Origin of the sequence: Pantoea sp. CTOTU50773, from assembly GCF_032082325.1 — a bacterium.
GTDB lineage: Bacteria > Pseudomonadota > Gammaproteobacteria > Enterobacterales > Enterobacteriaceae > Pantoea > Pantoea communis.
Genome location: NZ_DAMDQC010000024.1, coordinates 14,730 through 40,792 on the forward strand (window position 1 = coordinate 14,730; position 26,063 = coordinate 40,792).

At 57.3% G+C, this 26,063-nt stretch carries 25 protein-coding genes and 1 tRNA gene; 7 read left to right on the forward strand and 19 right to left on the reverse strand.

Going from position 1 to position 26,063, the window contains the following annotated elements:
* Positions 1-108: 108 nt before the first annotated feature.
* Together RT340_RS06035 and RT340_RS06040 are read left to right on the forward strand one after the other, a co-directional pair.
* Positions 109-1,155 (forward strand): alpha/beta hydrolase, encoded by a 1,047-nt coding sequence (locus RT340_RS06035; protein WP_237448774.1) that lies wholly within the window; start codon positions 109-111, stop codon positions 1,153-1,155.
* A gap of 71 nt (positions 1,156-1,226) precedes the next feature.
* The gene (locus tag RT340_RS06040) at positions 1,227-1,691 is read left to right on the forward strand and encodes an Rrf2 family transcriptional regulator (RefSeq protein WP_034829963.1); all 465 of its coding nucleotides are present in this window, start codon (positions 1,227-1,229) and stop codon (positions 1,689-1,691) included.
* A 2-nt stretch (positions 1,692-1,693) separates the two neighbouring features.
* Here RT340_RS06040 and RT340_RS06045 read toward each other — a convergent pair whose 3' ends face one another.
* A complete protein-coding gene (locus RT340_RS06045) occupies positions 1,694-2,071 on the reverse strand; it encodes a DUF1360 domain-containing protein (RefSeq protein WP_313374772.1) in 378 nt (125 codons plus the stop codon).
* Positions 2,072-2,263: 192 nt separating this feature from the next.
* Between RT340_RS06045 and RT340_RS06050 the strand changes: the two genes are divergently transcribed.
* On the forward strand, positions 2,264-2,662 hold the full coding sequence (locus tag RT340_RS06050; protein ID WP_313374774.1) for a helix-turn-helix domain-containing protein: 399 nt from the start codon (positions 2,264-2,266) through the stop codon (positions 2,660-2,662).
* On the opposite strand, the gene RT340_RS06055 is transcribed toward RT340_RS06050, so the two are convergent.
* Both RT340_RS06055 and RT340_RS06060 read right to left on the reverse strand, forming a co-directional pair.
* A complete protein-coding gene (locus tag RT340_RS06055) occupies positions 2,616-3,467 on the reverse strand; it encodes a helix-turn-helix domain-containing protein (RefSeq protein ID WP_160833326.1) in 852 nt (283 codons plus the stop codon). The two genes, RT340_RS06050 and RT340_RS06055, sit on opposite strands and share 47 nt — an antisense overlap.
* 263 nt (positions 3,468-3,730) lie before the next feature.
* Positions 3,731-3,825: transfer RNA gene (locus RT340_RS06060), tRNA-Sec, on the reverse strand.
* Positions 3,826-3,992: 167 nt separating this feature from the next.
* On the opposite strand from RT340_RS06060, the gene xylB reads away from it, so the two are divergent.
* Positions 3,993-5,435, forward strand: a complete 1,443-nt coding sequence (gene xylB, locus RT340_RS06065) for a xylulokinase (protein WP_313374776.1) — start codon at positions 3,993-3,995, stop codon at positions 5,433-5,435.
* Positions 5,436-5,661: 226 nt separating this feature from the next.
* Positions 5,662-6,594, forward strand: coding sequence for a helix-turn-helix domain-containing protein (locus RT340_RS06070; RefSeq protein WP_313374778.1), 933 nt, complete (start codon positions 5,662-5,664; stop codon positions 6,592-6,594).
* Here the strand turns inward: RT340_RS06070 and RT340_RS06075 are convergent.
* From RT340_RS06075 to RT340_RS06120, 10 genes are all read right to left on the reverse strand, one after another.
* The gene (locus RT340_RS06075; RefSeq protein WP_313374780.1) at positions 6,579-7,574 is read right to left on the reverse strand and encodes an acyltransferase; all 996 of its coding nucleotides are present in this window, start codon (positions 7,572-7,574) and stop codon (positions 6,579-6,581) included. The genes RT340_RS06070 and RT340_RS06075 overlap by 16 nt on opposite strands.
* Positions 7,575-7,889: 315 nt before the next feature.
* Positions 7,890-9,005, reverse strand: coding sequence for a mandelate racemase/muconate lactonizing enzyme family protein (locus tag RT340_RS06080; RefSeq protein WP_313374782.1), 1,116 nt, complete (start codon positions 9,003-9,005; stop codon positions 7,890-7,892).
* 36 nt (positions 9,006-9,041) lie between these two features.
* Positions 9,042-9,803 carry a GntR family transcriptional regulator gene (locus tag RT340_RS06085; RefSeq protein ID WP_313374784.1) on the reverse strand — a complete coding sequence of 254 codons (762 nt, stop codon included), beginning with the start codon at positions 9,801-9,803 and terminating at the stop codon, positions 9,042-9,044.
* A 14-nt stretch (positions 9,804-9,817) separates the two neighbouring features.
* Positions 9,818-11,194, reverse strand: a complete 1,377-nt coding sequence (locus RT340_RS06090; RefSeq protein ID WP_160868652.1) for a dihydroorotase — start codon at positions 11,192-11,194, stop codon at positions 9,818-9,820.
* Positions 11,194-12,117 carry an ABC transporter substrate-binding protein gene (locus RT340_RS06095; RefSeq protein ID WP_313374788.1) on the reverse strand — a complete coding sequence of 308 codons (924 nt, stop codon included), beginning with the start codon at positions 12,115-12,117 and terminating at the stop codon, positions 11,194-11,196. The genes RT340_RS06090 and RT340_RS06095 overlap by 1 nt, the downstream gene beginning before the upstream one ends.
* A complete protein-coding gene (locus RT340_RS06100) occupies positions 12,117-13,157 on the reverse strand; it encodes an alpha-hydroxy acid oxidase (protein ID WP_097118456.1) in 1,041 nt (346 codons plus the stop codon). The genes RT340_RS06095 and RT340_RS06100 overlap by 1 nt, the downstream gene beginning before the upstream one ends.
* On the reverse strand, positions 13,144-14,670 hold the full coding sequence (locus RT340_RS06105) for an amino acid ABC transporter permease/ATP-binding protein (RefSeq protein ID WP_211728872.1): 1,527 nt from the start codon (positions 14,668-14,670) through the stop codon (positions 13,144-13,146). The genes RT340_RS06100 and RT340_RS06105 overlap by 14 nt, the downstream gene beginning before the upstream one ends.
* Before the next feature lie 76 nt (positions 14,671-14,746).
* Entirely contained in the window at positions 14,747-15,643 is an 897-nt protein-coding gene (locus RT340_RS06110) for a transporter substrate-binding domain-containing protein (protein ID WP_034827693.1), read from the reverse strand.
* 86 nt (positions 15,644-15,729) lie between these two features.
* Positions 15,730-16,701 carry a D-2-hydroxyacid dehydrogenase gene (locus RT340_RS06115; protein ID WP_313374792.1) on the reverse strand — a complete coding sequence of 324 codons (972 nt, stop codon included), beginning with the start codon at positions 16,699-16,701 and terminating at the stop codon, positions 15,730-15,732.
* The gene (locus tag RT340_RS06120) at positions 16,701-17,093 is read right to left on the reverse strand and encodes a RidA family protein (RefSeq protein WP_038643895.1); all 393 of its coding nucleotides are present in this window, start codon (positions 17,091-17,093) and stop codon (positions 16,701-16,703) included. The genes RT340_RS06115 and RT340_RS06120 overlap by 1 nt, the downstream gene beginning before the upstream one ends.
* A 342-nt stretch (positions 17,094-17,435) precedes the next feature.
* On the opposite strand from RT340_RS06120, the gene glyQ reads away from it, so the two are divergent.
* Positions 17,436-18,347 (forward strand): glycine--tRNA ligase subunit alpha, encoded by a 912-nt coding sequence (gene glyQ / locus RT340_RS06125; protein ID WP_034827699.1) that lies wholly within the window; start codon positions 17,436-17,438, stop codon positions 18,345-18,347.
* 9 nt (positions 18,348-18,356) lie between these two features.
* A complete protein-coding gene (glyS, locus tag RT340_RS06130) occupies positions 18,357-20,426 on the forward strand; it encodes a glycine--tRNA ligase subunit beta (RefSeq protein ID WP_211728869.1) in 2,070 nt (689 codons plus the stop codon).
* 48 nt (positions 20,427-20,474) lie between these two features.
* Here glyS and RT340_RS06135 read toward each other — a convergent pair whose 3' ends face one another.
* The 6 genes from RT340_RS06135 to fdhE form a co-directional block, all read right to left on the reverse strand.
* Positions 20,475-20,765, reverse strand: coding sequence for a type II toxin-antitoxin system RelE/ParE family toxin (locus RT340_RS06135; protein WP_211728868.1), 291 nt, complete (start codon positions 20,763-20,765; stop codon positions 20,475-20,477).
* Positions 20,731-21,015 carry a type II toxin-antitoxin system ParD family antitoxin gene (locus RT340_RS06140; RefSeq protein WP_097118542.1) on the reverse strand — a complete coding sequence of 95 codons (285 nt, stop codon included), beginning with the start codon at positions 21,013-21,015 and terminating at the stop codon, positions 20,731-20,733. Before RT340_RS06140 ends, RT340_RS06135 begins: the two co-directional genes overlap by 35 nt.
* A gap of 109 nt (positions 21,016-21,124) precedes the next feature.
* Entirely contained in the window at positions 21,125-22,975 is a 1,851-nt protein-coding gene (gene selB / locus RT340_RS06145) for a selenocysteine-specific translation elongation factor (RefSeq protein ID WP_160868658.1), read from the reverse strand.
* Complete coding sequence (gene selA, locus RT340_RS06150) at positions 22,972-24,351, reverse strand: L-seryl-tRNA(Sec) selenium transferase (protein ID WP_097118463.1); 1,380 nt, start codon at positions 24,349-24,351, stop codon at positions 22,972-22,974. The genes selB and selA overlap by 4 nt, the downstream gene beginning before the upstream one ends.
* 13 nt (positions 24,352-24,364) lie before the next feature.
* Positions 24,365-24,976: a glutathione S-transferase gene (locus RT340_RS06155; protein ID WP_034827706.1), complete on the reverse strand. Its 612-nt coding sequence runs from the start codon at positions 24,974-24,976 to the stop codon at positions 24,365-24,367.
* 129 nt (positions 24,977-25,105) lie between these two features.
* Positions 25,106-26,032, reverse strand: coding sequence for a formate dehydrogenase accessory protein FdhE (gene fdhE / locus RT340_RS06160; protein ID WP_034827709.1), 927 nt, complete (start codon positions 26,030-26,032; stop codon positions 25,106-25,108).
* Positions 26,033-26,063 lie beyond the last annotated feature (31 nt).

Here is a 26,063-nt window from a genome sequence, read left to right on the forward strand (position 1 = left end):
TTATAGTTTAAAATTTACTTATAACATATGGCCTTGTTGCCGTAAACATGAGAAAAGTCTAATTTTTTCTGGCCCGGTATTATACTGAATGCAGGCAGGGGATATTATTTGTTACTTTACTCAGGCTATTCATTTAATTTGGTTCTCTCTGGGGTAAGTGTTGCGCTGCAAAGCTTGAGGTTTTCAATCGGCTTTGCCATTTGTCACTGTTTTTATTCAGGATTTGGAGCCATCGAGATGAAGTTACCTCAATCAACTGCTCTTCTTTTTCTTCTGTATCTTCCAGCTGCGTTTGCCAATAAGGAAATTCCTATCTGGCCAAATGAAGTGTCAGTAAATAATAAATTTATTAATTTCAGTAAAAACCCGGACATCAATAATCGTGCTGTCACAAATGTCGATTCTCCAGAAATGATTTATGTTCCTCCAGCGGGAAAGAATAATCACTCTGCTGTGCTAATCATTCCTGGTGGGGGTTTTTCTTATATAATGCAGGACGCTGAAGGGCTGGATGTCGCAAAAGTGTTGAGCCAGAAAGGTTATTCCTCATTTGTTTTAATTTATCGAATGCCGCACGGTGGTTCAGAGGTTAACCGTAATAATGCATTTTCTGATGCACAACGAGCCATGCGCATGATTCGCGGCAATGCGGCGAATTATCATATCGCTGGCGACCAGATTGGCGTGATGGGCTTTTCAGCTGGTGCCTTCCTTGCTGCCAACCTAAGCAACAATGCGGATGCCACCAATTATTCCGCAGTAGATAAGCTGGATCAGATTCCGGCACGACCAGATTTTAGCGCCCTGATCTATCCGGTGCTGTCGTTAAAAGATGGCGTGACGCATGTCGGTACCCGCACGGCGATGTACGGCAAGGATATCAGCGAGGCGGTGATCGATCAGAATTCACAGGAAAACCGCGTCAGCGACAAAACTCCCCCGACCTTCCTGGCACAGGCGCTGGATGATGGCACCGCCTCCCCCAGAAACTCCTTACTGATGTTCGACGCGCTACGTAAAAACAAGGTGAAGGTCGAGATGCATCTTTTCCAGCAGGGCGGCCATGGTTTTGGTACCGGCGAGAAAAAGAATATCCCCGCCAAAAACTGGCTGACCCTGTTTAGTGACTGGCAGGCGACTCTGGTGAAGCCATAGCGAAAAGGCGGGATAAATTGTTGCTGCCGGGCGGCTTTGGTAAAGTGTCGTGAACTTTAGAGGAATGATCCATGCCCCGCGACAACCGAATGTCCCGCTCACTGCACGCCTTAATTCATCTTGATCGGCACGTTAAACGCGCCACTTCGGAAGCGATGGCGAAGATGTTGGGCACCAATCCGGTGGTGGTACGCCGCATGATGTCTGGCCTGCGCGAAAAAGGCTATGTGGTCTCGGAGAAGGGGCACGGCGGCGGTTGGGAGCTGCGGGTGGAACTCAGCGCGATTACGCTACTGGATGTGTATCAGGCGATTGGGTCGCCAGCGCTGTTCAGTATCGGGCCTGCTGCCGATCCTTCGCCGTGTTTAGTTGAACATGCGGTCGATGAGCGTCTGGATCAGGCGCTCCATGAAGCGGAAGTGCTGCTGCTTCAACGCTTTAGCCACATCACCGTGGCTGATATTGCCGATGATTACCTCAAGAAAATGGCAAAACTGGGGCTGGAATCTGAGCCCCATCCGCTGTGCAGTGAATAACCTCAATCCTGCTTCTGCAAAGTGATCTGCGCATTGTGCTTCATCACATGCGTGGTGACCGCTGCCTGGAACACTTTGAACATCAAACCGTTGATAAAGGTGGTCAGGGTTATGGTAATGAACGCTGTCATCACCCAATCAATGAGTGCCATATCGCTGTGCAATAGCGCAGGGCGATAAATCACCATGCCCGCGAGCACCGTCCAATGGCTCATGCAGTAAAAGCAGTGGAACAGATGGCCGAGCTGCGCGTGCTTTTTGGCGGTCCACGCGCGTAAGCCAGCAAACAACTCGGTTTGCGTGAGGGTCATCGCGATACTGCCCGCTGCCAGAGCTATCGCGACACAAGTTCCCACGTCTGAAGTCATCCAACTATTCATACATCCTCCTGGCAGGCATTTTTCATGTAACTTACAATATTACATGATGATGTAAGCTGCAAGCGTCGGGTCAGAACGACAGCCATTAAAGTTTGGCGAGATATCGTTATTTATTGGCTTTAACGCTAAACATAGCCAGCTGAGGCTTTTTTATAATGTTGCTGACTTTTTAATCCGCCATCAGGAGGAAAGATGGATATTCACGCAGCTTGTATGCATCAACTGATGCTCTGGATCGAAGACAATATTGAACAGCGACTGACGCTGGAGACGGTGGCGCGGCGTGCGGGCTATTCGCAGTGGCATCTGCAACGCATGTTCCGCCACCATACTGGTATCGCGCTGGGCAGCTATATTCGCGAGCGTAAACTCACGGCATCGGCGATTGCGCTGATGAACGGTCATATGCCGTTGATGGATATTGCGATTAAGTATGGCTTTGAGTCGCAGCAGACATGGTGCCGCACCTTCCGCCGCATGTACGATCTGCCGCCCGGCGCGTTTCGTCGCAAATATCATCACAGCCTGCCAGCGATCGATGGGCCTACGAGTCTTCTGATACTGCAACCGCAGACGCGTCAGGCGGCGTAAAGTATTTGCCGGGCGTGGAACCAAAGGCGCTGCGGAAGGCGCTGATGTAACTGCTCACGCTATCAAAACCGACCTGCCACGCTACCTGCTGCACACTTTTGCCGTCGGCCAACCCTTCCAGTGATTTCAATAGCCGCGACACCTGGCGATAGCGCGAGAGGCTCATGCCCACTGCGCTGGCCCAATGACGGCTAAGGCTACGTGGACTCAACCCCGCCCACTGTGCCAGCTCGGGGCCAGTGCGGGTATCCGCCGGATTATCCATCAACAAGCGCGCAATCTGCCGCAGACGCGGCTCTTCGGGGAGTGGCAGCGTCAGCGCATGCTCGGTGGACTCATACAGCTCATCAAGAAACACATCGCATAACCGATTGTAACGATCGCTGCCCCAGCTATCCGGCGACAAATTTGCCAGCCGCTCAGCCAGCGGTTCCAGCACCGAAGGGCAGGAGAGTAGCACCGGATGTTTTGGCAGCGGTGCCGTCAGCGCTTCATCCACCAACACCGTCCAGCCGAGCACGCGACCTGGCCCGATAATCGCGTGTTCGAAGTGTGGCGGAATCCACCCCACCAGGCGCGGCGGATTGGCGAAGATGCCCGAGGGCGTGTTGACCGTCATCATCCCTTGCTTCAGACAGTAAAGTTGTCCGGCGGCATGTCTATGGGTGCGGCTTTCGCGATCAAGCTGTTTCGATAATGACGCCGCAATCACTTTGGGTGCATTGGGTTGCAGCAGTTTTTTGCGCAGCTCATCCGCACGCGGATCGCCGGAGAAGGTCAGGTTGTCGGTGGGATGGATGAGCATGGGTGATTCCGCAATAGCCAGCGTGAAAGACAGTATAGAATCATGAACAAGCTGATTTTTAAACAGAGCTCAGTTGTTCGGTTTTACCGAATAAATGCATTGTGCAGGTGAGGTAAAGAGATTGGAACAAGTGGCGGAGAAGAGTGCAGAAGTAAAGTGCCAACCTTGCTCTACATCCTCAGGCTGAAATTTTCCAACTTGTAATGATGACTTACAGGTTGCCTAAGCCAATCATTTAGAAATGAGTAACAGTAAGAGGAAGGTGGCGGAAGATCACAGGAGTCGAACCTGCCCGGGACCGCTGGCGGCCCCAACCGGATTTGAAATCCGGCCGCCTCACCGGAGACGACGATCTTCCTTTGAAGATGCCGCGCAATTATAGCGACAACCCAGCGCAAAATCTTGATCTTAGCCGTGCGCTACAGCACGTTCTCACGCTCTGATATGAAGCGTCGCCGCGCAGAGGTGATTAAATTCTCCACCTAAGGCTACAGTTATGATTTCTCACTGCATCAGGAGCTGAACATGGTTATCGGGATCGATTTAGGCACCTCTGGCGTCAAAGTGGTGTTGCTGGATGCGCAAGGGCAGGTTGTCGCGGTGGAGAGCGCGCCATTGCAGGTATCGCGTCCGCAGCCGTTGTGGAGTGAGCAGGATCCCGAAAGCTGGTGGAGTGCCACGGACAAGGCGATGCAGGCGCTGGCGCAGCAGCACGATCTCAGCGGCGTGAAGGCCATTGGTCTGAGCGGTCAGATGCACGGCGCCACGCTATTGGACGCTGAGCACCAGATACTGCGTCCGGCGATTCTGTGGAACGACGGGCGCAGCAGTGAGCAGTGTCGGGAACTGGAGCAGCGCGTACCGGATTCGCGCCAGATTACCGGCAACCTGATGATGCCCGGTTTCACTGCACCCAAATTGTTATGGGTGCAGCAGCACGAACCCGGTGTGTTTAAACGAGTGGCGAAAGTTCTGCTGCCCAAAGATTACCTGCGCTGGCGGATGAGCGGTGACTTCGCCAGCGACATGTCCGATGCAGCCGGCACGATGTGGCTGGATGTGGCACAGCGTGACTGGAGTGATGCCCTGCTCAGCGCCTGCGATCTCAACCGCAGCCAGATGCCTGCGCTTTATGAAGGCGATCAGATCACTGGCACTTTGTCGCCTGACGTTGCCGCACGCTGGAAGATGAACGCGGTGCCGATCGTGGCGGGCGGTGGTGATAACGCGGCTGGCGCAGTGGGTGTCGGCATGGTGGCGCCGGGTCAGGGCATGTTGTCGCTCGGCACCTCTGGCGTTTACTTCCTGGTCAGCGACGGCTATCTCAGCAATCCGCGGCGAGCGGTGCACAGTTTTTGCCATGCGCTGCCCAATCGCTGGCATTTGATGTCGGTGATGCTGAGTGCCGCATCCTGCCTTGACTGGGCAGCCACCTTAACTGGCTGTAAAGACGTGCCTGAGCTGCTGGCGGAAGCGGAAAAAGCCAACGGTGAAGCCGCACCGATTTTATTTTTGCCATATCTGTCCGGTGAGCGCACCCCGCACAACAATCCGCAGGCGCAGGGCGCATTTTTTGGTTTGACCCATCAGCATGGCCGTCCTGAACTGGCGCGCGCGGTGCTGGAAGGCGTGGGCTTTGCGCTGGCAGAAGGCATGGACGCGGTGCATGAGTGCGGGGTGCAGCCGCAAACCGTGATGCTGATCGGCGGCGGCGCGCGCAGTGCGTACTGGCGGCAAATGCTGGCGGATATCAGTGGATTAACGCTGGAGTATTGCCACGGCGGTGAGGTAGGGCCAGCTCTTGGTGCTGCACGTCTGGCGCAATGGGCGATTGATCCGCAGAGCGAGTGGCCCGCGCCAGAGTTGGTGCAGCGGCATCAGCCCGATGCGGCTCATCATCAGGCTTATCAGCCGCAGCGTGAGAAGTTTGCGCAGTTGTATCAGCATCTCAAACCGCTGATGTCCTGATTCGGTTAAGTGATGGCCGGATTGGGGCGTGGTTTTTATATTTATTCCGCTATGATAGGCAAATCAGGTTAGTTCCTTATGGCCTGAATTGTCCTTAGCACGCTCCCTTCACCGGAGGGAAAGACATCCAGAGAGGCTGAGGCAGCAGCAATGTTACGTTAACCCTCGAACAGTTCTCTGCCACGCAGAGGCTGAGGGAAACACATCACCTACCCTGGAGCCTTTAATGCCGCAGCCCGTCTATTTTCTGGTTCTTCCTGGCGTGATGGCGCTCGATCTCACTGGTCCGGCGGAAACGCTGCAACTGGCGGATGGCTTTTTTGCTCTGCACTACATTGGCCCGCAAGCCAGCGTGCGCTGCTCCACCAGCATGACGATCGCGGATATTGCGCCACTTCCCGAGCAGCTACCCGATAACAGCCTGCTGGTGGTGCCCGGCGTGTATGACTCCAAAGTCTGGTTCGATACGGCACCTGCCGCCGCCGCGCGCGACTGGCTCCGCTCGCAGCAGTCCGCCATCCAGTCTAAACGCATCACATTAGTCTGCATCTGTTCCGGTGCACTGCTCTCGGCGCAGGCCGGATTGCTAAATGGTGTGCAATGCACCACTCACCACGATGTGTTACCGCGCCTGAAAGCCGCCGCACCGGCCGCATTAGTGAAAGATAACCGCGTGTTCGTGGAAGATCATGGCATCTGGACCAGCGCAGGCATCACGGCGGGTATCGATCTGGCGCTGCATCTGATCAACCGGCTTTGCGGCGCACCGCAGGCGCTGAAGGTGGCGCGGGAAATGGTGGTGTGGTTCCGGCGTTCGGGTGACGATCCCCAGCTCTCGCCGTGGCTGCGCTATCGCAATCACCTGCATCCGGCGATTCACCGGGCGCAGGACGTGATGATCGCCCATCCCGAGCATGACTGGTCACTGACCGCGCTGGCCGAGCGCGCGCATGTCAGCGAGCGTCATCTCACGCGCCTGTTCCGCCAGCATCTCGGCATCAGCGTGCGGGAATACCATGAACAGCTGCGTTTGGTAATTGCGCGTCAGCGCCAGCAACAGGGCGAAGCGGCGGAGAAAGCTGCTCTGGCGGCCGGGTTCTCCTCGGCACGCCAGTTGCGTCGCGCGCATCAGCGCTGGGACGATCAGCTCACCAGATGATGTTTATCTACGCGTTTGAGCAGCATCGCTAGCAGCAAACTGCCGATCAGCGTGATGCCAAATACCCACGGCAGATCGAGCCACGGACGTGACATATCGTCGTAATGGTTGGTGCGCAGATAGTGGATAAACAGCGCGTGAAAGCCATATATCGGCAGTGAATAGCGCGAAATCGTCGCCAGCATCGGCAGTGTGCGGCTGCTCAGCACATTCTTGAACAGCACCAGCAAGCTGATGGCGGCGATAAACACCAGCGGACCGCAGTAAAGATACCAGGTGTCGTTGAATGCGCCGTTGATTTTTAGCATCTGTTTGGTGCCGAGCGTAATGCCAATCCAGCAGGCGATAAAGCCCAATCCCGCCAGCCAGCTGATGCCGCGCTTATCGGTGTCCATGCAACCAATCGCCCGCCCCAGCAGCGCGTACAGCAGGTAGTAAATGCTGTCGCCGCTGACGTAAAGATTCACCGGCAACCAATGAAACGGCCCCAGCGACTGGCTCACGGTGTTGGGATTGGCCAGCACCGCCAGCACCACGACCAGCAATGCGACGTAGCGCGGCTGCACGCTTTTCACCTGAATCAATGGCGACAGCAGGTAGATGCCGATAATGGCGAAGAAAAACCACAGGTGATAGAACACCGGTTTTTGCAGCAGTTTTAGCAGCGAACGACCTTCGCTAATCGGCGTCAGCCAGGTGATGTAGGCCAGCGCCACCGCGCTGTAGAACAATAAACACAGTACGATGCGCAGCAGATGTCGCCCTTGCGCGCTGCGTTCGCCAAAGAACAGATAGCCTGAAATCATAAAGAACAGCGGCACACAGACGCGCGACGCGGAGTTGAGCAGGTTCGCCACATCCCAGCTAATACCCGTGACGGCCATCGGGCCGGTGATATACCAGGTGGTGGTGTGAATGACGATCACCATCAAGCAGGCAACCGCACGTAAGTTGTCGATCCAGTGTATTTTTTGCGACATGGCTTCCTCGTCGGCAATACGTCCGTGCGAAGAAGGGTAGTCACAGCGTGATGCGTCAACAACCTTTGGGACTGAAATTCGGATCACTCTGTTACGGGTGACACTGCCTGGTCGCAGCGTGAGGACAGCCCGGCAATAGCCGTGGTGCTCTGGTCTGCACGCCGGCATTCTCACCCAAACGAATAAAGCGACCACGTTTCACCGTGGCCGCTTTGGTGAATAAAACGGATGAGCCTCAGGCGATAAATCGCGCCGCAACCGAGTGTGTGCTGAACAATGGATTAATCACGCATCCGGTGTTTGCCTGGCGGTGACTTAATCGCGGACGAGGAACTTCTCGATTACCGCTTCGTTCGGCTCTACGCCCAGACCTGGCTCACTCGGTAACCAGGCGTAACCGTCGGCGATGCGCACCGGTTTTTTCGCCAGCGAGCGACTGATCTCACCTGGCTCCACGCAATACTCCATCACCAGCGCGTTCTCAATCGCACACAGGAAATGCAGCGAGGCGGCGGTGTTGATGTCGGTGGTGAAGTTGTGGTTACACACTTTTCGACCACGGCTGTGCGCGTAGCTGGCGATCTCCATCGCCTGGGTAAAGCCGGTGCGTGTCAGATCGATCTGCACGATGTCGATACCGCCTTCATCAATCAGGCGCTGGAAGCCAACCAAAGAACACTCTTGCTCACCTGCGGCGATGTGCTGCTGGCAGGCGGCAGACACCTGGCCGTAACCGGCGTAGTTATCCGGGTGCAGCGGCTCTTCGATCCAGAACAGGTTGAGATGTTCATAACGCTGGCTGCGGCGCACGGTGGTCTTCGCATCCCAGACGTGGCCGACATCCAGCATCAGATCCACGCTGTCGCCCATCGCGGTGCGCAGCGCTTCCAGATAGCGCAGATCCAGCGCTTCATCGGTGCCAAACGGCTCCCAGCCAAACTTCACGCCAGTGTGGCCAGTATCGATGGCGTGCTGCGCGCGCGCCACCGTCTCTTCGACGCTGTACTGGAACATGTTGGAGGAGTAAACGCGCATCTTGTCGCGCATCGCACCGCCCAGCAGTTCAACAATCGGTTTGCCCAGCGCTTTGCCTTTGATGTCCCACAGGGCGATATCAATGCCCGCCATCGCCTGCAGCACGGCACCGTTGCGTCCGTAATAGATGGTGGCTTTGTGCATCTTCTTCCACAAACGGCCGGTCTCCAGCGGGTTCTCGCCGATCAGCAGCGATTTCAGTCCTGTGACCATGGTGTGCGAATAGGGTGCTTCGATAATGGCTTTGGTGACATACGGGCTGCCATCCACTTCACCCCAACCGGTGATGCCCGCATCGGTGGTGATTTTGATAAGCAGTGCATCCTGCGAGCTATCGGTGCGCTGCTCAATAACCGGCAGACGCAGATAAAACGCTTCAACGTTGGTGATCTTCATCGTGGTTTTCCTGGTGTAAAGGCAATCAATAAAGCATCAGCCCACAGCGGAACGCTGCTGTCGGCGTTGCGTAATCAAGGTCTCGTAATCCACATCCAGTGCCTGAATGCGGATGTGGTTTTCAATTTCATCGGTCATCTGCGCGATATCGCCCTCGGCGAACACGTTGATCAGTCGCTGGTGCTCTTCAATGATGTCGCTCATCGATTTGCCCATGGTGGAGAGGCCAAAAATCACCGTCAGCTGGCGCGCAATTGACTCCCACAAATTGCTCAATACCGGGTTGTGGGCGAAGCTGCACAGCGTGCGATGGAAATCGGTGTCCGCCGAGGCAAAGCCATACACATCATCGTTTTGCATCATGGTTTGCATCTGTGCCACGCCCTGATACAGCTGATTAAGTTGCTCGGCGCCATTGCGTCCGGCTTCAATCGCGCGGCGGCAGGCCAATGTTTCCAGTGGGATGCGCACATCAATGATCTGCTCCAGCCGCTGATGGGAAATCTCCATCAAACGGATGCCTTTATACGGCTCGCTGGTGACGATGCCCTGACTTTCAAGAATGCGCAGCGCTTCACGGATCGGCACGCGGCTCATGCCAAGTTTTGCCACCAGATCCGGTTCGGCAACACGGTCGCCGGGTAAAATCAATCCGCGCGAGGCGGCGCTGAGAATCGCATCGACGGCGTGATCGACCAGCGTGCGCGGACGCGCAGCTTGCCAGTGGCCGTCTGAAGCGGCTTCCTGCGCCAGCGGTGCGCTGCTTTTACGGCTTGGGGTGGATGATTTTCCTGCCATGGTGATTGTCCTGTTTATACCTGCCGGGTCACGAACTGACCAAAGCCGGGTTCAACCTGCATCTGGTCATCCTGGAATACCGTGACACCACGAATAAGTGTGCGCACCACTTTACCCTGACAGCGCATCCCTTCAAATGCGCTCCACTTGCCGAGTCCCTGGAATTTTTCCCCCTCCACGATCCAGCTCTGCTGCGCATCGATAAACACCAAGTCGGCATCGAAGCCGGGTGCAATAGCGCCTTTTTTGCCCCACAGCTGGAAGGCTTTAGCCGGGCCGCTGGCGGTCATGCGGGCAAATTCCGTAAGGGCCAGACCACGATCGATATGCGCCGCGCTGAAGAACATCGGGCTTAATGTCTCAACACCGGTTAGCCCCATACCGGCGTCCCAGATGCTGGCTTCACCGGCTTGTTTCTGTGCCGGGGTGTAGGGGCAGTGGTCAGAGGCAATCATGTCGACGTCGCCGCGCAGCAGCACCTGCCACAGCGCATCCACCACCGGACGTGGGCGGATCGGCGGGCCACAGCGCGCATTCGGTCCAATGCGCACCAGATCGTCTTCATCCAGAATCAGATAGTGCGGACAGGTTTCGAAACTGGCGCGCACCTTACTTTTGGCGGCGACGATGGTTTCGGCGGCACGCGCGGAGCTGACGTGCACGATGTGGCAGCGCGCGCCGGTCTCTTCCGCCACCGCCAAAACGCGACCCACGGCTTCGATTTCGGCGATTTCTGGCCCGGCCAGCGCATGCGCGCGGGTATCTTTGCGTCCAGCGCGGCGCAGTTCGCTGCCGGCACCGATCAGAATGTCGTGGTTCTCAGCGTGGACGCCAATCAAACCGTCAAAGGTGGCCAGTTCACGCATCGCACGCAGCAAGCCATCATCGTCGAGGCGCGGTAAGCCTTTCTCGTCAGTGGCTTCACCATTGGGCGCGCCGCTACACAGGAACGCTTTGAACGCCAGTGCGCCCGCCTGATCCAGCGCCGCTAACTCGTGCACATTGCGGCCATCCAGTCCGGCCCACATGGCGTAATCCACCGAGCAGTTGTCCGCCAGCCAGCGCTGCTTGGCGGTGAAGTTAGCGAGGCTGGTGGCGGGCGGCAGTGAGTGCGGCATCTCAACGATGGTGGTGACGCCGTGCGCAGCCGCACCACGCGTGCCTTCGCGCAGCTCCTGTTCAGGGAAATCGTGCGAGCCGGTGAAATGGGTATGCACATCAATCGCGCCGGGTACGATGATTAGCCCCTGCGCATCAATGATCTCATCGACGCCGTCAGCGAGGGCACCCGGCATCAGCAGGCCGCTGATTTTGCCATTCTCAATCAGCACATCGGCGGGCGCGGCGCGGGTTTCTGTCACTACCAGGCCGTTGATAATTAATTGTTTCATCACTCTGCTCCTGCTTGCGTCACCAGTGCGCCATAGGGCACGGGTTGAGAAGGATCCAGCCAGCCGATGTCGCTCAGCAGTTGGCTGAAGTGGTTAAATTCATCGGCTGGAATCAGGCCGCTGGGTGCGAAGACGTGGGATTGCTGATACGCGGCTAAACCGGTGATCAGCGCATCAAGCGGATAATCGGGGTAATAGCGTTGCACGCTCGCCGCCAGTGTTTCGGCGTCATGGGTGGCGATCCACGCCAGTGCCTGTTTGATGGCGCGTGAGAAGGCAGCAAACGCAGCGGCTTTCTCCGTGAGGACATCGGCGCGTGCAATATAGGCGCTCCACGGCACCTTGCCACACAGTGAGGCGAGGCTGCTGATGCTGCTTAATTGCCCGGCGGCAATCGCTGGTGCCAGCATATGCATGGCGTGCAGCGCGTAATCAGCTTCACCGTTAGCCACAGCCGCGAAGTCGCGGGCCTGATCGCCGCTACCGGCAATCAGCTCCACCTGATCCAGCAAACCGTGCTCTGCCAGCAGCCAGCGGAAGGTCAGCGTGGCGGTGCCGACATTACCGACATCCAGCACGCGTTTACCGCGCAAATCATTCAGCTGAAAATCGGGCTGAGTCTTTGCTGCCGCCAGAAACCACGGATTAGCGGCGACCGAGGCGCAAAAGCACTGCAACTCAGCGCCGTGCTGCTGGTAATGCTTCATCACCACCATCGGTCCGCCCAGCGTGAGATCCGCTTCGCGGCTCAACACAGCCGGCACTTGTCCGCCCTGCACGGTGTGCCCGCCCGATGCGCTGGTGGTGAAGGTGACCTGCAACTGCTCGGCGGCGAACAAGCCGAGGCTGTCGGCCAAATAGTGGGCGCAGTAATAGATGCGGGATTCGCTGGCATCGCCCTGATTGAAGATTAACGTCTGCATCAGCCACGCACCTCCGTAACAAAACTGCCGTTGAGCGCAGCCATGTCGCTGACGCCGCACCAGTGGCTAATGGCGGTGATTTCATTGATCCAGCCGGAGAGCAGATCGAACACCGCGCTTTCGCCACCTGCTACCAGGGCGCTGATGATCGGTCGCACGCTGAGTGACAGCGAGGCGCCGAGGCAACGTGCCACCACAGCATCGCTGCCGCAGCGCACGCCGCCATCCAGCAGCAGCGGCAGACGAGTGACCGCCTGTAAATCGGCGAGCTGATCGACCGGTGTGGCCCAGCGCGCGCTTTGGCGCAGGCCAATATTCGAGGCGATGATGCCGCTCACACCGTGCTGTGCCGCCGGTGCCGCATCGTCATGATGCAAAATGCCTTTTAGCCACAGCGGCAGTTGACGCGCAGCGCAGTGTGCGGCCACCTCGTCAATTTCCTGCCAGCGCCACACCGGAAAGGCCGGCAAGGGTTCAACGCCTGGTTGCGTGCCGCCGACGGTGTGCCAGCCGCGCTGTTTGAGCGCTTCACCAATTGAGAAGCCGCCTGGCTGTAATCCCGGCACCGGATGCACCGGTGCCAGCACGGTGAGAACGATATTTTTGAATCCGGCTTGTGCAGCCTGATCGATCAAATCTTTGATACGCCCAACATCACCTGCCGCGCGTAGCTGAAGCCAGCAGCGGTCGTACTCCGCGCCAATCTGTTCCAGCGGCGTGACCGTCTCTTCGGAGATCACCAGCGGCAGTTGCAGACGTTTACAGGCGCGGGCAATCGGCAGCAATCCCTCTTCATGGAAGATGCGATCACCCGCAAAGGCACCGACGCCGAGCGGAGCAGACCAGCTTTGATTGAGGATGGTGGTCTGGGTGCTGATCGCCTCATTGCCCTGCAGTACACGCGGCAGCAAGCGAAAACGGCGCAGCGCCTGCTGGTTAGCATCCGGTTCGTCAGCGATCGCATCGGCGGGCTGCCCCTGCATATAGCGGAACAGCGCATCGCCAAGACGTTCACGCGCCGCAAGATCATGCATTGGCATGCTGGGCCTCCGTGGCATTTTCATGTTCGAGGAAGGTGGCAAAAGCCGGCGTTTTGGGATTCTGCAAAATCGCCGGTGGCCCTTCTTCAATCAGCGCCCCGTTCTGCAGGAACACCACGCGATCGGCCACGCCCGCCGCGAAGGCAATGTCATGGGTACTGATAATCATGGTAATGCCGGTTTGCGCCAGGCTGCGCATGGTCTGGTTCACTTCACGCACCAGCTCAGGGTCGAGCGCTGAGGTCGGCTCATCGAACAGCAGGATTTGCGGTTCTGCTGCCAGCGCACGGGCGATGCCGACACGCTGTTTCTGCCCGCCTGATAGCTCATGCGGCAGCGAGGCGGCGAAATCCTGTAATCCCACCATCTTCAGGGCACGCATTGCTTTAGCGCGGGCGATTTCGGGTTGGGCACCCTGCACCCGTAGCAGAATACTCATCACGTTTTCCAGCGCGGTGAGGTGATCGAACAGCGCGAAGTGCTGGAACACGATACCGATGCCGGATTTGGCGCGGTTAGCCGGCAGATGGCGGGCAGCCAGTGGGCGGCCGTTTTCATCGCTGCCCATAAAGTGGCCTTCGGTCTGAATGGTGCCGCTACTGCGTGGCGTCAGCGCCAGAATCGATTTCAACAGGGTACTTTTACCGGAGCCGGAACGACCGAGCAGCACCACGACTTCGCCACGGCGTACAGTCAGCGACAGGGATTTCAGTACCGCTTTACCGGCGTATTCGACGCACAGGTTGTCGACTTCCAGCACCGGTGCGGCGGTTTGCGTATCCCAGCGACGTTTCGGCAACTGCATCGCCATCACGTCCGCTTCCGGTGGCAGTTTTGCCAACCGCGCACGGGCACGGCGGGCACGCTCATCAAGGTTATAAAACTTCTCCAGCCACCACTGACCGCCTGCCAGCAGCGTAGAGAGAATCAGGTAAATGCCGCCCGAAGCGACCAGCACCGGAATAAACAGGAAGTTCTGCGATACGATGGCCTGGCCACGCATCGTCAACTCATTCACACCCACTACAGAAGCCAGCGAAGTGGATTTCAGCAGGCCGACGGTTTCATTGCCCATGGTCGGCAGAATGGCGCGCAGTGCTTGCGGAATCACCACGTGGATCATCTCTTTGGTGCGCGAATAGCCAAAGGCCTGCGCTGCCATGCTCTGATCGCGATCGGTGGCCATAATGCCGCCGCGAATAATCTCGGCACAGAAGGCGGTTTCATTAATCATCAACGCCAACAGGGCGCTGGTGAACGGGCTGAAACGCAGGCCGAACTCTGGCAGTACGTTGTAGAGCAGAATCAGTTGCAGCAGCACCGGCGTGCCGCGCAGCAGATAGATGTACGTTTTCACCGGCACACGGATAAACCAGTGCTTTGAGGTGCTGGCCAACGCCAGGAAAAAGCCAATCAGGATGCCGCCCGCTAATGCGCCTACCAGCAGCTGAACAGCGATGACGGCCCCTTCCCACAGGTAAGGGAAGGTCAGGTACTTAAGAAAATCATCCAAGGCGTTATCTCCCTCAATGCGATCGCTTGGGTTGCCCGTGAAGCAGCAACCCAATTGATCCGACTGAGTTTATGCATTAACCACGTGCAACAACCGGGCGTTCAGCCGCGCTGCCCTGACCCCAGTAATCCAGCAATTTCTTCTGCGCACCGCTCTCCTGAATCACCTTCATCGCATCCATCACTGCACTGCGCAGCGTGGTGTTGTCTTTGGCGATGGGGAAGCCAACCATGATCGGCAGGTCAACGGTAAAGCCGCTTTCCAGCGTTTTGTCAGCTTTGGCGATGGCGATGGCGGATCCGGCTTCAGTCAGATAGATGTCGGCGCGACCGCTTTTCACCGCCTGAATACTGTTGTCAGTGTTCTGCACCATCAGCATGCTGACTTCTGGCTTACCCGCGGCGGTGCATTTGGCGCTCTGCTCGGGCACTAACTTGTTGGCTTCGTAAGAACCGGCAGCGGCGGCCACGGTTTTGCCGCACAGGTCATCCACGGTGGTGATTTTCTTTGGATTGCCCTTCGCCAGAATCGAGCCATCCTGCACCTGCATGGAGGCGACAAAAGCGATCTGCTTCAGACGTTCATCGGTGACATACAGCATCGGACCGATATCGGCACGACCGCTGGAGATGGAGGTCAGCAGCACGTTGAACGAACCGGTCTGATAACTGTGTTTTGCCCCAAGGCAGCTGCTGATACGTTCGAACAGCGAAGGATCGAGACCTTCAATAATGCTTGGGTCTTTTTCGGAAGGGGCTTCGAAGCCTTTGGTGTAGCCACCCAGGCCTACCACCAGATCTTTGCCTTTGAGTGACGGGTATTTGGTCTGCAGCGCCTTGCACTGCGCCATCGCCGCAAAATCGCTGGCGGTTGGCGTAATCGGGTCGGTGCTGGCGGCATGGGCGCTGGAAAGGCCTGCTAACAGCGTGCCGGTGATGCCAGAGATCAGTAATGCGATGCGTGCAAATTTCATAATAAGGTTCCCCTGGTGCTGGTGAATGTGTAAGCGATGACCTTGTGTTTTATGAACGTCTTACGGCTTTTATCGGTACTGCGACTTCAATAACCTCTTGCAACATCAACCTGGTTGCGCAGCGGATGGCCACTGCGGAAACGCACCAGGTTATCGATAAACACCTCAAGGCAGCCCTCAAGGTAGGCACTGTGATCGTCCAGACTGCAGTGCGGTGTCATCACCACGCCCGGCGTGCTCCACAGCGCATCGTCTACTGGCAGCGGCTCTTGCGGATAAACATCCAGAACCGCACCGGCCAGTTCACCGGCGCACAGTTTTTCGCGCATCGCGGTGTAGTCGAACACGGCGGCACGGCCGACAATCACGATGCCGGCGCGGGCAGGCAGCAGATCGAGACGGCGACGGTCAAACAACTTGTCTGTCTGGGGCGTGAGCGGCAGTGTTGAGACCAGGACATCCACCTGCGGCAGAACATCGTCCATCGCATCAATGCGAATACATCGCGCTACGTCGGCATCACACTGGCCGCTGCGCGTCACACCAATCACACGGTAGCCCTGCGCGGTCAGCCGTTTCGCCGCTGCGGCACCGATACCGCCGACGCCGAGCAGCAAGACCGTTTTGCCATGCACGCAGCCGCCGAAGGTGGGGCGCCACAGGCGCTGAGCTTGATCCTGCAGAAAACCCGGAATGCCAAAGTTGAACATCAACGCCGCCATCATAATGAACTCGGCGCCTTTATCGCCGTGCACGCCGGACGCATTGGTCAGCGTCACGCCCTCCGGCAGATGTGCCAGCCACTGCTCAACGCCGGCGGACATCACCTGCACCCAGCCGAGACGTGGTGCGCTGAAGGTATCGAGCGCCAGCTTGCGTCCGCTCCACAAAATGTCGCTGGTGGCGAGGAAATCTGCGGTATGCGCGGCCTGGCTGTTTTCGCTCAGGGTAAAGTGACCGCGCAGTTGCGGATGGGCATCCAACAGCTGTTGCAGGTGCTGCGGGGTCAGATGTAATGCCTGCGGGGCGCTGGCGTCGTTTTCGATATGAATATGCATCAGCGCATCGCCGTGACTTCCATCTCGACCAGCAGGTCAGGATGGTTGAGTTGAATACCGACGGTGGCGCGTGCCGGGAAGGGGAACTGGAAGAACTCGCTATACGCCGCGTTCATCTCACTGAAGGTGCTGAGGTCGGTGAGATAGATCGTCACGCGCACCACGTTATCGAAGGTCATCTGCGCTTCGCTCAATAGATCGCCGACGTTTTTCAATACCTGGCGCGTCTGGCTGGCGATGTCATTGCCCTTGATCTCACCGCTGTAGGGGTCAATCGCCACCTGGCCGGAGATAAACAGCATCGGTTCGTGCAGTACGGCGGCGGAAAGCGGAGCCGGGCCCATTGGGCGGTCACTGGCATTCATTCCTGGATAAGCAATCGCGGTCTTCATGGTGAAATTCCAAGCAAAACTGTTTCACCGCAATTTCGTATACGATTATACAAGTGTCAATGCGCGATTTTTGACCATCGGGTCGAAAAGGTGATGCCTGTCACGTAATAGGATTTGATTATAGCGTGGTTAATTTTATGAAAAATAAGGGTTAAGTGAGGGTGTGACGCGCTCGCGGAGATGTTGGATTGAATCGTATACGATTTTCTTATCGCAAGGTTACAGCCGGTTAAACCGTGGCAAAACCCCTCCCCGGCGCGCCAGGATTTCCGGCTGCACAATCCGCGGTCAAAGGGTATACTGTCGCACTCTTTTTTAATCGACCCTTATCGCGTACTCAACATGCAAAAGTTTGATACCAAGACCTTTCAGGGCCTGATCCTGACCTTGCAGGATTACTGGGCGCGTCAGGGCTGCACCATCGTCCAGCCGCTGGACATGGAAGTGGGCGCTGGCACTTCACACCCAATGACCTGCCTGCGCGCCATTGGCCCAGAGCCGATGGCTACCGCCTATGTGCAGCCTTCACGCCGTCCTACCGATGGTCGCTACGGTGAAAACCCGAACCGTTTACAGCACTACTATCAGTTCCAGGTGATGATCAAACCTAACCCGGACAATCTGCAGGAGCTGTACCTGGGTTCACTGCAAGAGCTGGGCCTGGATCCGACCGTACACGATATTCGCTTCGTGGAAGATAACTGGGAAAACCCTACGCTGGGTGCCTGGGGGCTGGGTTGGGAAGTGTGGCTCAACGGCATGGAAGTGACGCAGTTCACTTACTTCCAGCAGGTGGGCGGCATGGAGTGTAAGCCAGTGACGGGTGAGATCACTTACGGACTTGAGCGCCTGGCGATGTATATCCAGGGCGTCGACAGTGTTTACGATCTGGTGTGGAGCGATGGTCCATTTGGCCAAACCACCTACGGTGAAGTGTTCCACCAGAACGAAGTGGAGCAGTCGACCTACAACTTTGAGTACGCGGATGTGGACTTCCTGTTCTCCTGCTTCGAGCAGTATGAGAAAGAAGCGCAACAGCTGCTGGCGCTGGAAAAACCCCTGCCGTTGCCAGCTTATGAGCGCATCCTGAAAGCGGCACACAGCTTTAACCTGCTGGATGCACGCAAGGCGATCTCGGTAACCGAGCGTCAGCGCTATATCCTGCGTATCCGCACCCTGACGAAAGCCGTGGCGGAAGCCTATTACGCGTCTCGTGAGGCGCTCGGTTTCCCCATGTGCAATAAAAACAAGTAAGAGGCAGCCATGACCGATAAAACTTTCCTGGTGGAAATTGGCACCGAAGAGTTGCCTCCGAAAGCCCTGCGTAGCCTGGCAGAAGCCTTTGCTGCGCACTTTACCGCAGAACTGGACAGCGCCGGTTTAGCACATGGCGAGGTGAGCTGGTTTGCCTCTCCACGCCGTCTGGCGCTGAAGGTGGCCCAATTGGCCACAGCGCAGGCCGATCGTGAAGTGGAAAAACGTGGCCCAGCGATTGCTGCTGCGTTTGATGCCGATGGCAATGCCACCAAAGCAGCCGAAGGTTGGGCGCGCGGTAACGGCATCACCGTGGATCAGGCTGAGCGTCTGAGCACGGATAAAGGCGAATGGCTGGTGCATCGCGCTTCAGTGAAAGGCGAGAGTGCTCAGGCACTGCTGCCCGCGATGGTGGCAACCGCACTAAGCAAGCTGCCGATTCCAAAACTGATGCGCTGGGGCGCAAGCGACGTGCAGTTTGTCCGTCCGGTACATACTGTGACGCTGCTGTTGGGCGATGAGCTGATCCCGGCGACGATTCTCGGTATTCAGTCCGATCGCGTGATTCGCGGCCACCGCTTTATGGGCGAGTCAGAGTTCACACTCGACAACGCCGATCAGTATCCGCAATTGCTGCTGGAGCGCGGCAAAGTGGTGGCTGATTTTGCGACCCGTAAAGCCAAAATCAAAGCGGATGCGGAAGCGGCGGCGCAGCAGTTGGGCGGTATCGCCGATCTGAGCGACAGCTTGCTGGAAGAAGTGGCCTCGCTGGTGGAGTGGCCAGTGGTGCTCACCGCGAAATTCGAAGAGAAGTTCCTCGCGGTGCCTGCTGAAGCGCTGGTTTACACCATGAAGGGTGACCAGAAGTACTTCCCGGTGTACTCCGCTGACGGTAAATTGCTGCCAAACTTTATCTTCGTCACCAACATCGAATCTAAAGACCCGCAGCAAATCATCTCCGGTAACGAAAAGGTCGTGCGCCCGCGTCTGGCCGATGCCGAGTTCTTCTTCAACACTGACCGTAAAAAGCGTCTTGAAGATAACCTGTCGCGTCTCGAGACCGTACTGTTCCAGAAAGAGCTGGGTACGCTGCGTGATAAAACGGACCGCATTCAGGCGCTGGCGGGCTGGATCGCCGCTCAGATTGGTGCCGATGTGAACCACGCCACCCGCGCGGGCCTGCTGTCGAAGTGTGACCTGATGACCAACATGGTCTTCGAGTTCACCGATACTCAGGGCGTGATGGGCATGCACTATGCACGTCATGATGGCGAAGCCGAAGATGTCGCGGTGGCGCTGAACGAGCAGTATCAGCCGCGCTTTGCCGGTGATGCACTGCCATCGAACCTCGTGGCTTGTGCTGTCGCAATCGCTGACAAGATGGATACCCTTGCGGGCATCTTCGGCATTGGTCAGCATCCAAAAGGCGATAAAGACCCGTTCGCACTGCGCCGTGCTGCGCTGGGCGTGCTGCGTATTATCGTTGAGAAGAACCTGCCACTCGATCTGCAAACCCTGACCGAAGAAGCGGTGCGTCTCTACGGCAGCAAGCTGAGCAACGGCAAAGTGGTGGATGAAGTGATCGACTTCATGCTGGGTCGTTTCCGTACCTGGTATCAGGAAGAGGGCCACAGCGTCGACACCATTCAGGCCGTGCTGGCACGTCGTCCAACCCGCCCGGCGGACTTCGATGCGCGCATGAAAGCGGTTTCCCACTTCCGTACGCTGGAAGCGGCATCGTCGCTGGCTGCGGCCAACAAGCGTGTGTCCAACATCCTGGCGAAAGCCACCGAAACCCTGAACGACAGCGTGCAGGCATCTCTGTTGAAAGAGAACGCTGAGATCCAGCTGGCGACTTTCGTGACGGCGTTGGGTGACAAGCTGCAGCCGTACTTCGCGGAAGGCCGCTATCAGGATGCGCTGGTGGAGCTGGCACAATTGCGTGAAGCGGTCGATAACTTCTTCGATAACGTGATGGTGAACGCCGATGAAGCGGAAGTGCGTATTAACCGCCTGACGCTGCTGGCGCAATTGCGCGCGCTGTTCCTGCAGGTGGCGGATATCTCTCTGCTGCAGTAACTGATGTTGAAGTGAGCCGAAGGGACGAGAAATCGTCCCTTTTTGTTTTTAAAATTCGGCGCTGACTTCCTGGGAGTGGTGCAAGATGCGCCCAATAAAGATCTCATCAACCTCAGCACGGTAAATCACAATGTGCTGACCGAAGGAAAGTGAATAGATTTGATAACCTAAATCAGGCCGTTTTCGCCCTAAATCGAACAGGGCAATTTTATCGAAGAGCTGGGAAAATTTAAGGTTGTAAGCGTCTGCGAGTTGCTCCCCAAAATTCCAGTATCCGTAAATCCAGATTTTCATCAAATCGGCATCAGCTTCCGGTTTTATCGTGATCATCCTTTTCATAAATGCCCACCCTGGCTTTTGCTCGTCTCAGAAAATCTTCATGGTCCCACTCTTTACCAGGACCGCTCTCGAATCCTTGTCTTACCAATTCTTTTAGCGCCTCCAGCTTCGACGCCGCCTGCTTCTCACGCAGTAAACGCAGCGAGTCGCGCACCACCTCGCTTTGAGTACGGTAATCACCGGAAGCCACCAGAGATTCAACAAACTCGCGCAGTTCATCACCTAAATCGATTGTCATGGTACGTGCCATCATCGTGCCCCAATGTAAGAAATATTCTTACATCCTGGCACATTTTTGAGCAATGCGGAATCGGCGTTGCAGCGCAGTTACAGCGACAACTGCGATGCAACGCGAAGGATTAAGTGCTGGTGTCGAACAGGCGGGCATCGCGCAGCAGGTGATCGTTGCCACGACGGCGGGTGAAACCGCTGCGGTCGAAGAATTCCAGAATCTGTACCGCGATTTTACGCCCGGTACCGAGCTGATTGCGGAAATCGGCGGCGCTGGTGCTGCCACCGTTGGCGTCACGCTGGCGAATCAGATCGGCGAAGATCTGGATCTGGTCACTGCGGTAATAGCGATCGCGCACGATCGCCGTGATATGACCGAGGCGCGCGGCGGAGAGCAGCAGGCTGCGAATGGTTTCTTCATCTTGCTGGGTGGCCAGTGCGATGTCGCGTACCCATAGCGGCTGGTCACTGAACAGTGGGCCAACCTGCTGCCACAGCGCTTCTTCCTGGGGATTGAAGCGCGGTTCGAAATCCGGCAAATGCAACCAGCCTTGCCGGTGCTGCAACTGGCCTTGTGAAAGCAGCCGATCGATCAATGCGATAACCTGTTCCGGCGGCTGGTGGGGGAGAGCCACGCGACGCAATCGATCGCGACCAATGCCGGGCACTTCAGGGTGCTGCTGATGAAACGCGGTGAGCGCTTCCAGCAGTCGCTGCTGCCAGTCATTGGCCTGTTCCACAGCCATGATGGCGCTGCCGAGTCGCACGGGCGCCACCTTGTCCAGCAGGTTGTTGAGTGCATCGTCACTCAGCTGGCGTGCCCAACTCAGCTCGGCCATGTCGACGGGTTGCTGAGCCAGGTGCGACTGCAGACTCTCTTCATCGGCTTCCGCCGCCGCCAGCTGTTGCAGCCAGTCAAGATAATCAGGATGGCGCTTGCCGCGTTTCTTGCTGTTCAGCAGCAGCACCCGTCCGCCACCGAGCGTGAGTTGTGCATTGCTGTCGCGGATAATCAGCCGATCGTTTTCCGCCAGCCACAGCGGCTCGTTGAGCACCAGTTCCGCCAGTTCGCCCGCAATCAGGTTCAGTCGGCCAGTCACATGACTGGCGGCATGGTGAAGATGTACCGGCTGCGAGGGATTTCTTAACGGCTGTAGCAAACGCAGCGCCACGATCAGTCGCTGGGTGCCCGAAGGTTGCGGTTGTGCCAGCAGCCAGTCACCGCGCGCAATCTGGTCTTTCTCCACATCGCCGACGATATTCAGCGCGATACGTTCTCCAGCCTGCGCACGCGTTACCGACTGATTCTGCGCATGCAGCGAACGCACGCGCACGGGCAAATTGAGGCGGCTGAGCCACAACGTATCACCCACGCTGACTTCACCCGCCAGGGCGGTGCCGGTGACCACTAATCCGCTGCCTTTGAGGGTAAACGCGCGGTCAATGGCGAGGCGGAAGCGGCGACCCATATCGACATCCGGTGCGCGTAGTTCACTCAAGTGCTGGCGCAGCGCGTCGATGCCTTGCTGGGTGGTACTGCTGGTGACAAATTGCGGTACTGCCAGCCAGCCCAGTTGCTGCGTCAACTCCGCCACCTGATGCTGCACTTCAGCGATACGGACGGCGTCGACGCGATCCGCTTTGGTCAACGCCACGCTAAGCGGGGGTTGCCCGACCAGGCTTAGCAGTTGCAGATGCTCACGCGTTTGCGGCATCACACCGTCGTCGCACGCTACCACCAGCAGTGCATGATGAATACCGCCGATGCCCGCCAGCATATTGGCGAGGAATTTCTCGTGTCCTGGCACATCGATAAAGCCCACAACGCGGCCATCCGGTTGCGGCCAGTAGGCATAGCCAAGATCGATGGTCATGCCGCGCCGTTTCTCCTCAGGCAGGCGATCGGCATCGACACCGGTTAACGCCTGTAGCAGTGCGGTTTTACCGTGATCGACGTGTCCAGCGGTGGCGATAATCATGTGGTTAAGGTCCGTATCAGCGCCGCTTCATCTTCAAGGCAGCGTAAATCCAGCCACAGTCTTCCTTCCTGGATGCGGCCAATCACCGGTTGTGATAATGCACGCCAGCGCTGCGCCAGTGCATCCAGCGAGCTGCCGTGAGATTCACGTGGGCTAAACGTGATGGCAAAACTCGGTAAGCGTTCAACGGGTAATGAACCGCTGCCGATTTGCGACGAGCAGGCGGCGATATTAAGGGAAAAATCAGCGCCATAGGCGTGTTCCAGCGCAGGCATCAGCCGTTCGGCCTGCTGCAAAATCTCGTGTGACGATCGCGTCAACAAGCGCAGGGTGGGCAGCGCTTCGCGCAATGTTTCCGGCTGGCGATAAAGCTGCAAAGTGGCTTCCAGCGCAGCCAGCGTCATTTTATCCACGCGCAAAGCACGCTTGAGCGGATGCTGTTGCAGCCGATCGATAAGCGCCTGTTTGCCGACGATAATCCCCGCTTGCGGGCCGCCCAGCAGTTTATCGCCGGAAAAACTCACCAGATCCACACCGGCGGCAATCAGCTGTTGCGGCATCGGCTCGGCGGGCAAATTAAAAGCGGTCATGTCGATGAGCGAACCGCTGCCTAAATCAGTGATCACCGGCAGCTGATGTTGCGCCGCCAACGCCACCAGCTCGGCTTCCGCTACCGCATGGGTGAAGCCCTGAATCTGGTAGTTGCTGGTATGCACCTTCATCAACAAACCGGTGTTGTCGCTGATGCCAGCACGATAATCTTTCAGATGGGTACGATTAGTGGTGCCGACTTCAACCAGCTGGCAGCCCGCCTGGCGCATCACATCGGGGATGCGGAATGCGCCGCCGATTTCGACCAGCTCACCGCGTGAGACAATCACTTCGCGACCTGGCGCCAGTGCTGCCAGCATCAGCAACACGGCGGCGGCATTGTTATTCACGATACAGGCCGCTTCAGCCCCCGTCAGTTCACACAGCAGCGCACTCACCGCACGATCGCGATGGCCACGTGACGCATCATCCAGCGCATATTCCAGCGTGACCGGCTGGCGCAAGCAGGCAGTGACCGCCTCAATCGCGCGCGTGCTTAACTGCGCACGGCCCAGGTTGGTGTGCAGCACCGTGCCGGTGAGATTGAACACCGGACGCAGCGCGCTTTGTTGCTGCTGTTGCGCGCGGCGCTGCGCTTCCTCTGGCCAGTTAAGATGCCAGCCGGGTAAAGTTTGATGCTGTTGAATATGGGTGCGTGCTTCTTGCTGCATGGCGCGCAGCTGGCGGGTGGTAAACGCGGTGCCCGTCTGCAGCAGCAGCGGCTGCATCGCGGGATCGCGCAGCAGGCTGTCGATAGCAGGCAGTTGTGAATACAGTGTTTTCATCGGGTGGCTTAGCTTAGCTGGAAGGCGGAACGGTGCGGGCAAAACTCTCCCGCGCAAACAACGTATCGGCCAGCTTGATCAATGCCGGGCGGTTCACGCACCAGTTAGGCAGCACCCGGCGGAAGTTGAGATAACCAATCATGCAGCCAGTGGCGATGTCGGCCAGATTGAGCGTACCGCTGTTCAAGAGTTCACCCTGGGCCGCCGCCGTTTCCAGCGCATCCAACCCACGCAAAATTTTCTCGCGATTACGCATTAGCACTTCTTCGGATTGTTGATCGCCGGGGCGCATCTGTTCGCGCACAATCATCACGGCGGCATCGTTGATGCCATCGGCGAGCTTTTCCAGCTGACGTACCTGCAGAGCGAGCAGGGCGTCATCCGGCAACAGAGCAGGGGCGTCACCGCGTAGCTCAATGACCTGGGCGATAATCGAAGAATCAAACCAGGTGAGATGGTTATCGTCTACCAGTGCAGGCACTTTGCCCAGCGGGTTATAGTGCGGCACGTGGCTGTCTTCCACCCAAGGCGACTGGTTAACAAATTCGAACACCAGGCCTTTTTCCAACAGGATCACTGAAATTTTGCGGACAAAAGGGCTGGTGTAGCTGCCAATCAGTTTCATCAGGTGTTTCCTTTGCGACAGAGATAGGTACACAAATTGTAGCGGCGCGATTTATTACACGTTGTTGTCTGGCTCAAAAACAGCGCGATAAATCGTGCCGCGACAGTTCGTAGGAAAGCGGCAATTTGCTCAATCCCCAGGAAACATAAATGGATTCAGGCTGCTGCGCGCAAAGCCTTCCTGCTCCATACGCGCATCCAGCACCAGTGAGGCCAGGTCATCGGCCACCGGTTCCACCGCCGGATCCTTCTCCTGATACAACATCTTCAGATAGGTGCCGCAGTCACCACAGCTTTCGGCTTTCACTGCGGCTCTTTCGCTGTCGAGTGACCAATAGTGCAGGTCGCGCGTTTGCTCGCAGTTGGAGCACTTACTGCGCACCACATACCATTCACTTTCACACAGATTACAGTGTAGATAACGCAGCCCCTGCTGGCCCACATCCATATGCACCACGCTGGTCACCGGCACGCTGGCGCACACCGGGCAGAACTGGCGATGCTCGCCGTATTCTGCGCGGGCTTTGCCTGGGATCAGCGCTGCCATCTGCGCCCAATAGATCGAAAGCGCTGCCCAAATAAACGGGGCTTTATCGCTGCTGACCTGCGCAAAATCACCCTCCAGTAGCGCACTGGCCAGGCCTTCCAGCTCGGAAGAGGAGGCTTTTTCCAGGTTCTCCAGCACCGCCAATGCCTGGCCGCTCATCTCGGGCTTCAGCTCGGCAATCAGCGAATGCAGCAGACGCTGCCAGTGGGCATCGCGGGGATAGGTGTGAATATCGAGCGGCGGCTTGCCCTGTTCGGCGCTTTCGGCCAAACGCTGGCGCAAATCGAGTTGCAGCGGATGATCGTACAGCACGATGTCTTGCGCCTGCGCGATCACGGCAGCAAAGCGCAGATAATCGCCCAGCGGATTCTTCGCTGCCAGCTCACGTAAACGCGCTGCACGGCGGCTGTACAGATTTTTCAGCCGAGGGAAAAGCAGCGGCGGAACCTGTTCCGCCGTGTTTTTTTCGCCTTTCTCCAGCTGGTCCTGCGGGATAATGCGAATACTCATTCAGTCGATTTTTCCTGTTTACCGCGCACTT

Bases quoted from the DNA above. Each gene is read 5' to 3' on its own strand.
- RT340_RS06040 (WP_034829963.1), top strand. From the start codon at position 1,227: ATGCCCCGCGACAACCGAATGTCCCGCTCACTGCACGCCTTAATTCAT.
- RT340_RS06045 (WP_313374772.1), bottom strand. From the start codon at position 2,071: ATGAATAGTTGGATGACTTCAGACGTGGGAACTTGTGTCGCGATAGCT.
- RT340_RS06050 (WP_313374774.1), top strand. From the start codon at position 2,264: ATGGATATTCACGCAGCTTGTATGCATCAACTGATGCTCTGGATCGAA.
- RT340_RS06055 (WP_160833326.1), bottom strand. From the start codon at position 3,467: ATGCTCATCCATCCCACCGACAACCTGACCTTCTCCGGCGATCCGCGT.
- xylB (WP_313374776.1), top strand. From the start codon at position 3,993: ATGGTTATCGGGATCGATTTAGGCACCTCTGGCGTCAAAGTGGTGTTG.
- RT340_RS06070 (WP_313374778.1), top strand. From the start codon at position 5,662: ATGCCGCAGCCCGTCTATTTTCTGGTTCTTCCTGGCGTGATGGCGCTC.
- RT340_RS06075 (WP_313374780.1), bottom strand. From the start codon at position 7,574: ATGTCGCAAAAAATACACTGGATCGACAACTTACGTGCGGTTGCCTGC.
- RT340_RS06080 (WP_313374782.1), bottom strand. From the start codon at position 9,005: ATGAAGATCACCAACGTTGAAGCGTTTTATCTGCGTCTGCCGGTTATT.
- RT340_RS06085 (WP_313374784.1), bottom strand. From the start codon at position 9,803: ATGGCAGGAAAATCATCCACCCCAAGCCGTAAAAGCAGCGCACCGCTG.
- RT340_RS06090 (WP_160868652.1), bottom strand. From the start codon at position 11,194: ATGAAACAATTAATTATCAACGGCCTGGTAGTGACAGAAACCCGCGCC.
- RT340_RS06095 (WP_313374788.1), bottom strand. From the start codon at position 12,117: ATGCAGACGTTAATCTTCAATCAGGGCGATGCCAGCGAATCCCGCATC.
- RT340_RS06100 (WP_097118456.1), bottom strand. From the start codon at position 13,157: ATGCCAATGCATGATCTTGCGGCGCGTGAACGTCTTGGCGATGCGCTG.
- RT340_RS06110 (WP_034827693.1), bottom strand. From the start codon at position 15,643: ATGAAATTTGCACGCATCGCATTACTGATCTCTGGCATCACCGGCACG.
- RT340_RS06115 (WP_313374792.1), bottom strand. From the start codon at position 16,701: ATGCATATTCATATCGAAAACGACGCCAGCGCCCCGCAGGCATTACAT.
- RT340_RS06120 (WP_038643895.1), bottom strand. From the start codon at position 17,093: ATGAAGACCGCGATTGCTTATCCAGGAATGAATGCCAGTGACCGCCCA.
- glyQ (WP_034827699.1), top strand. From the start codon at position 17,436: ATGCAAAAGTTTGATACCAAGACCTTTCAGGGCCTGATCCTGACCTTG.
- glyS (WP_211728869.1), top strand. From the start codon at position 18,357: ATGACCGATAAAACTTTCCTGGTGGAAATTGGCACCGAAGAGTTGCCT.
- RT340_RS06135 (WP_211728868.1), bottom strand. From the start codon at position 20,765: ATGAAAAGGATGATCACGATAAAACCGGAAGCTGATGCCGATTTGATG.
- RT340_RS06140 (WP_097118542.1), bottom strand. From the start codon at position 21,015: ATGGCACGTACCATGACAATCGATTTAGGTGATGAACTGCGCGAGTTT.
- selB (WP_160868658.1), bottom strand. From the start codon at position 22,975: ATGATTATCGCCACCGCTGGACACGTCGATCACGGTAAAACCGCACTG.
- selA (WP_097118463.1), bottom strand. From the start codon at position 24,351: ATGAAAACACTGTATTCACAACTGCCTGCTATCGACAGCCTGCTGCGC.
- RT340_RS06155 (WP_034827706.1), bottom strand. From the start codon at position 24,976: ATGAAACTGATTGGCAGCTACACCAGCCCTTTTGTCCGCAAAATTTCA.
- fdhE (WP_034827709.1), bottom strand. From the start codon at position 26,032: ATGAGTATTCGCATTATCCCGCAGGACCAGCTGGAGAAAGGCGAAAAA.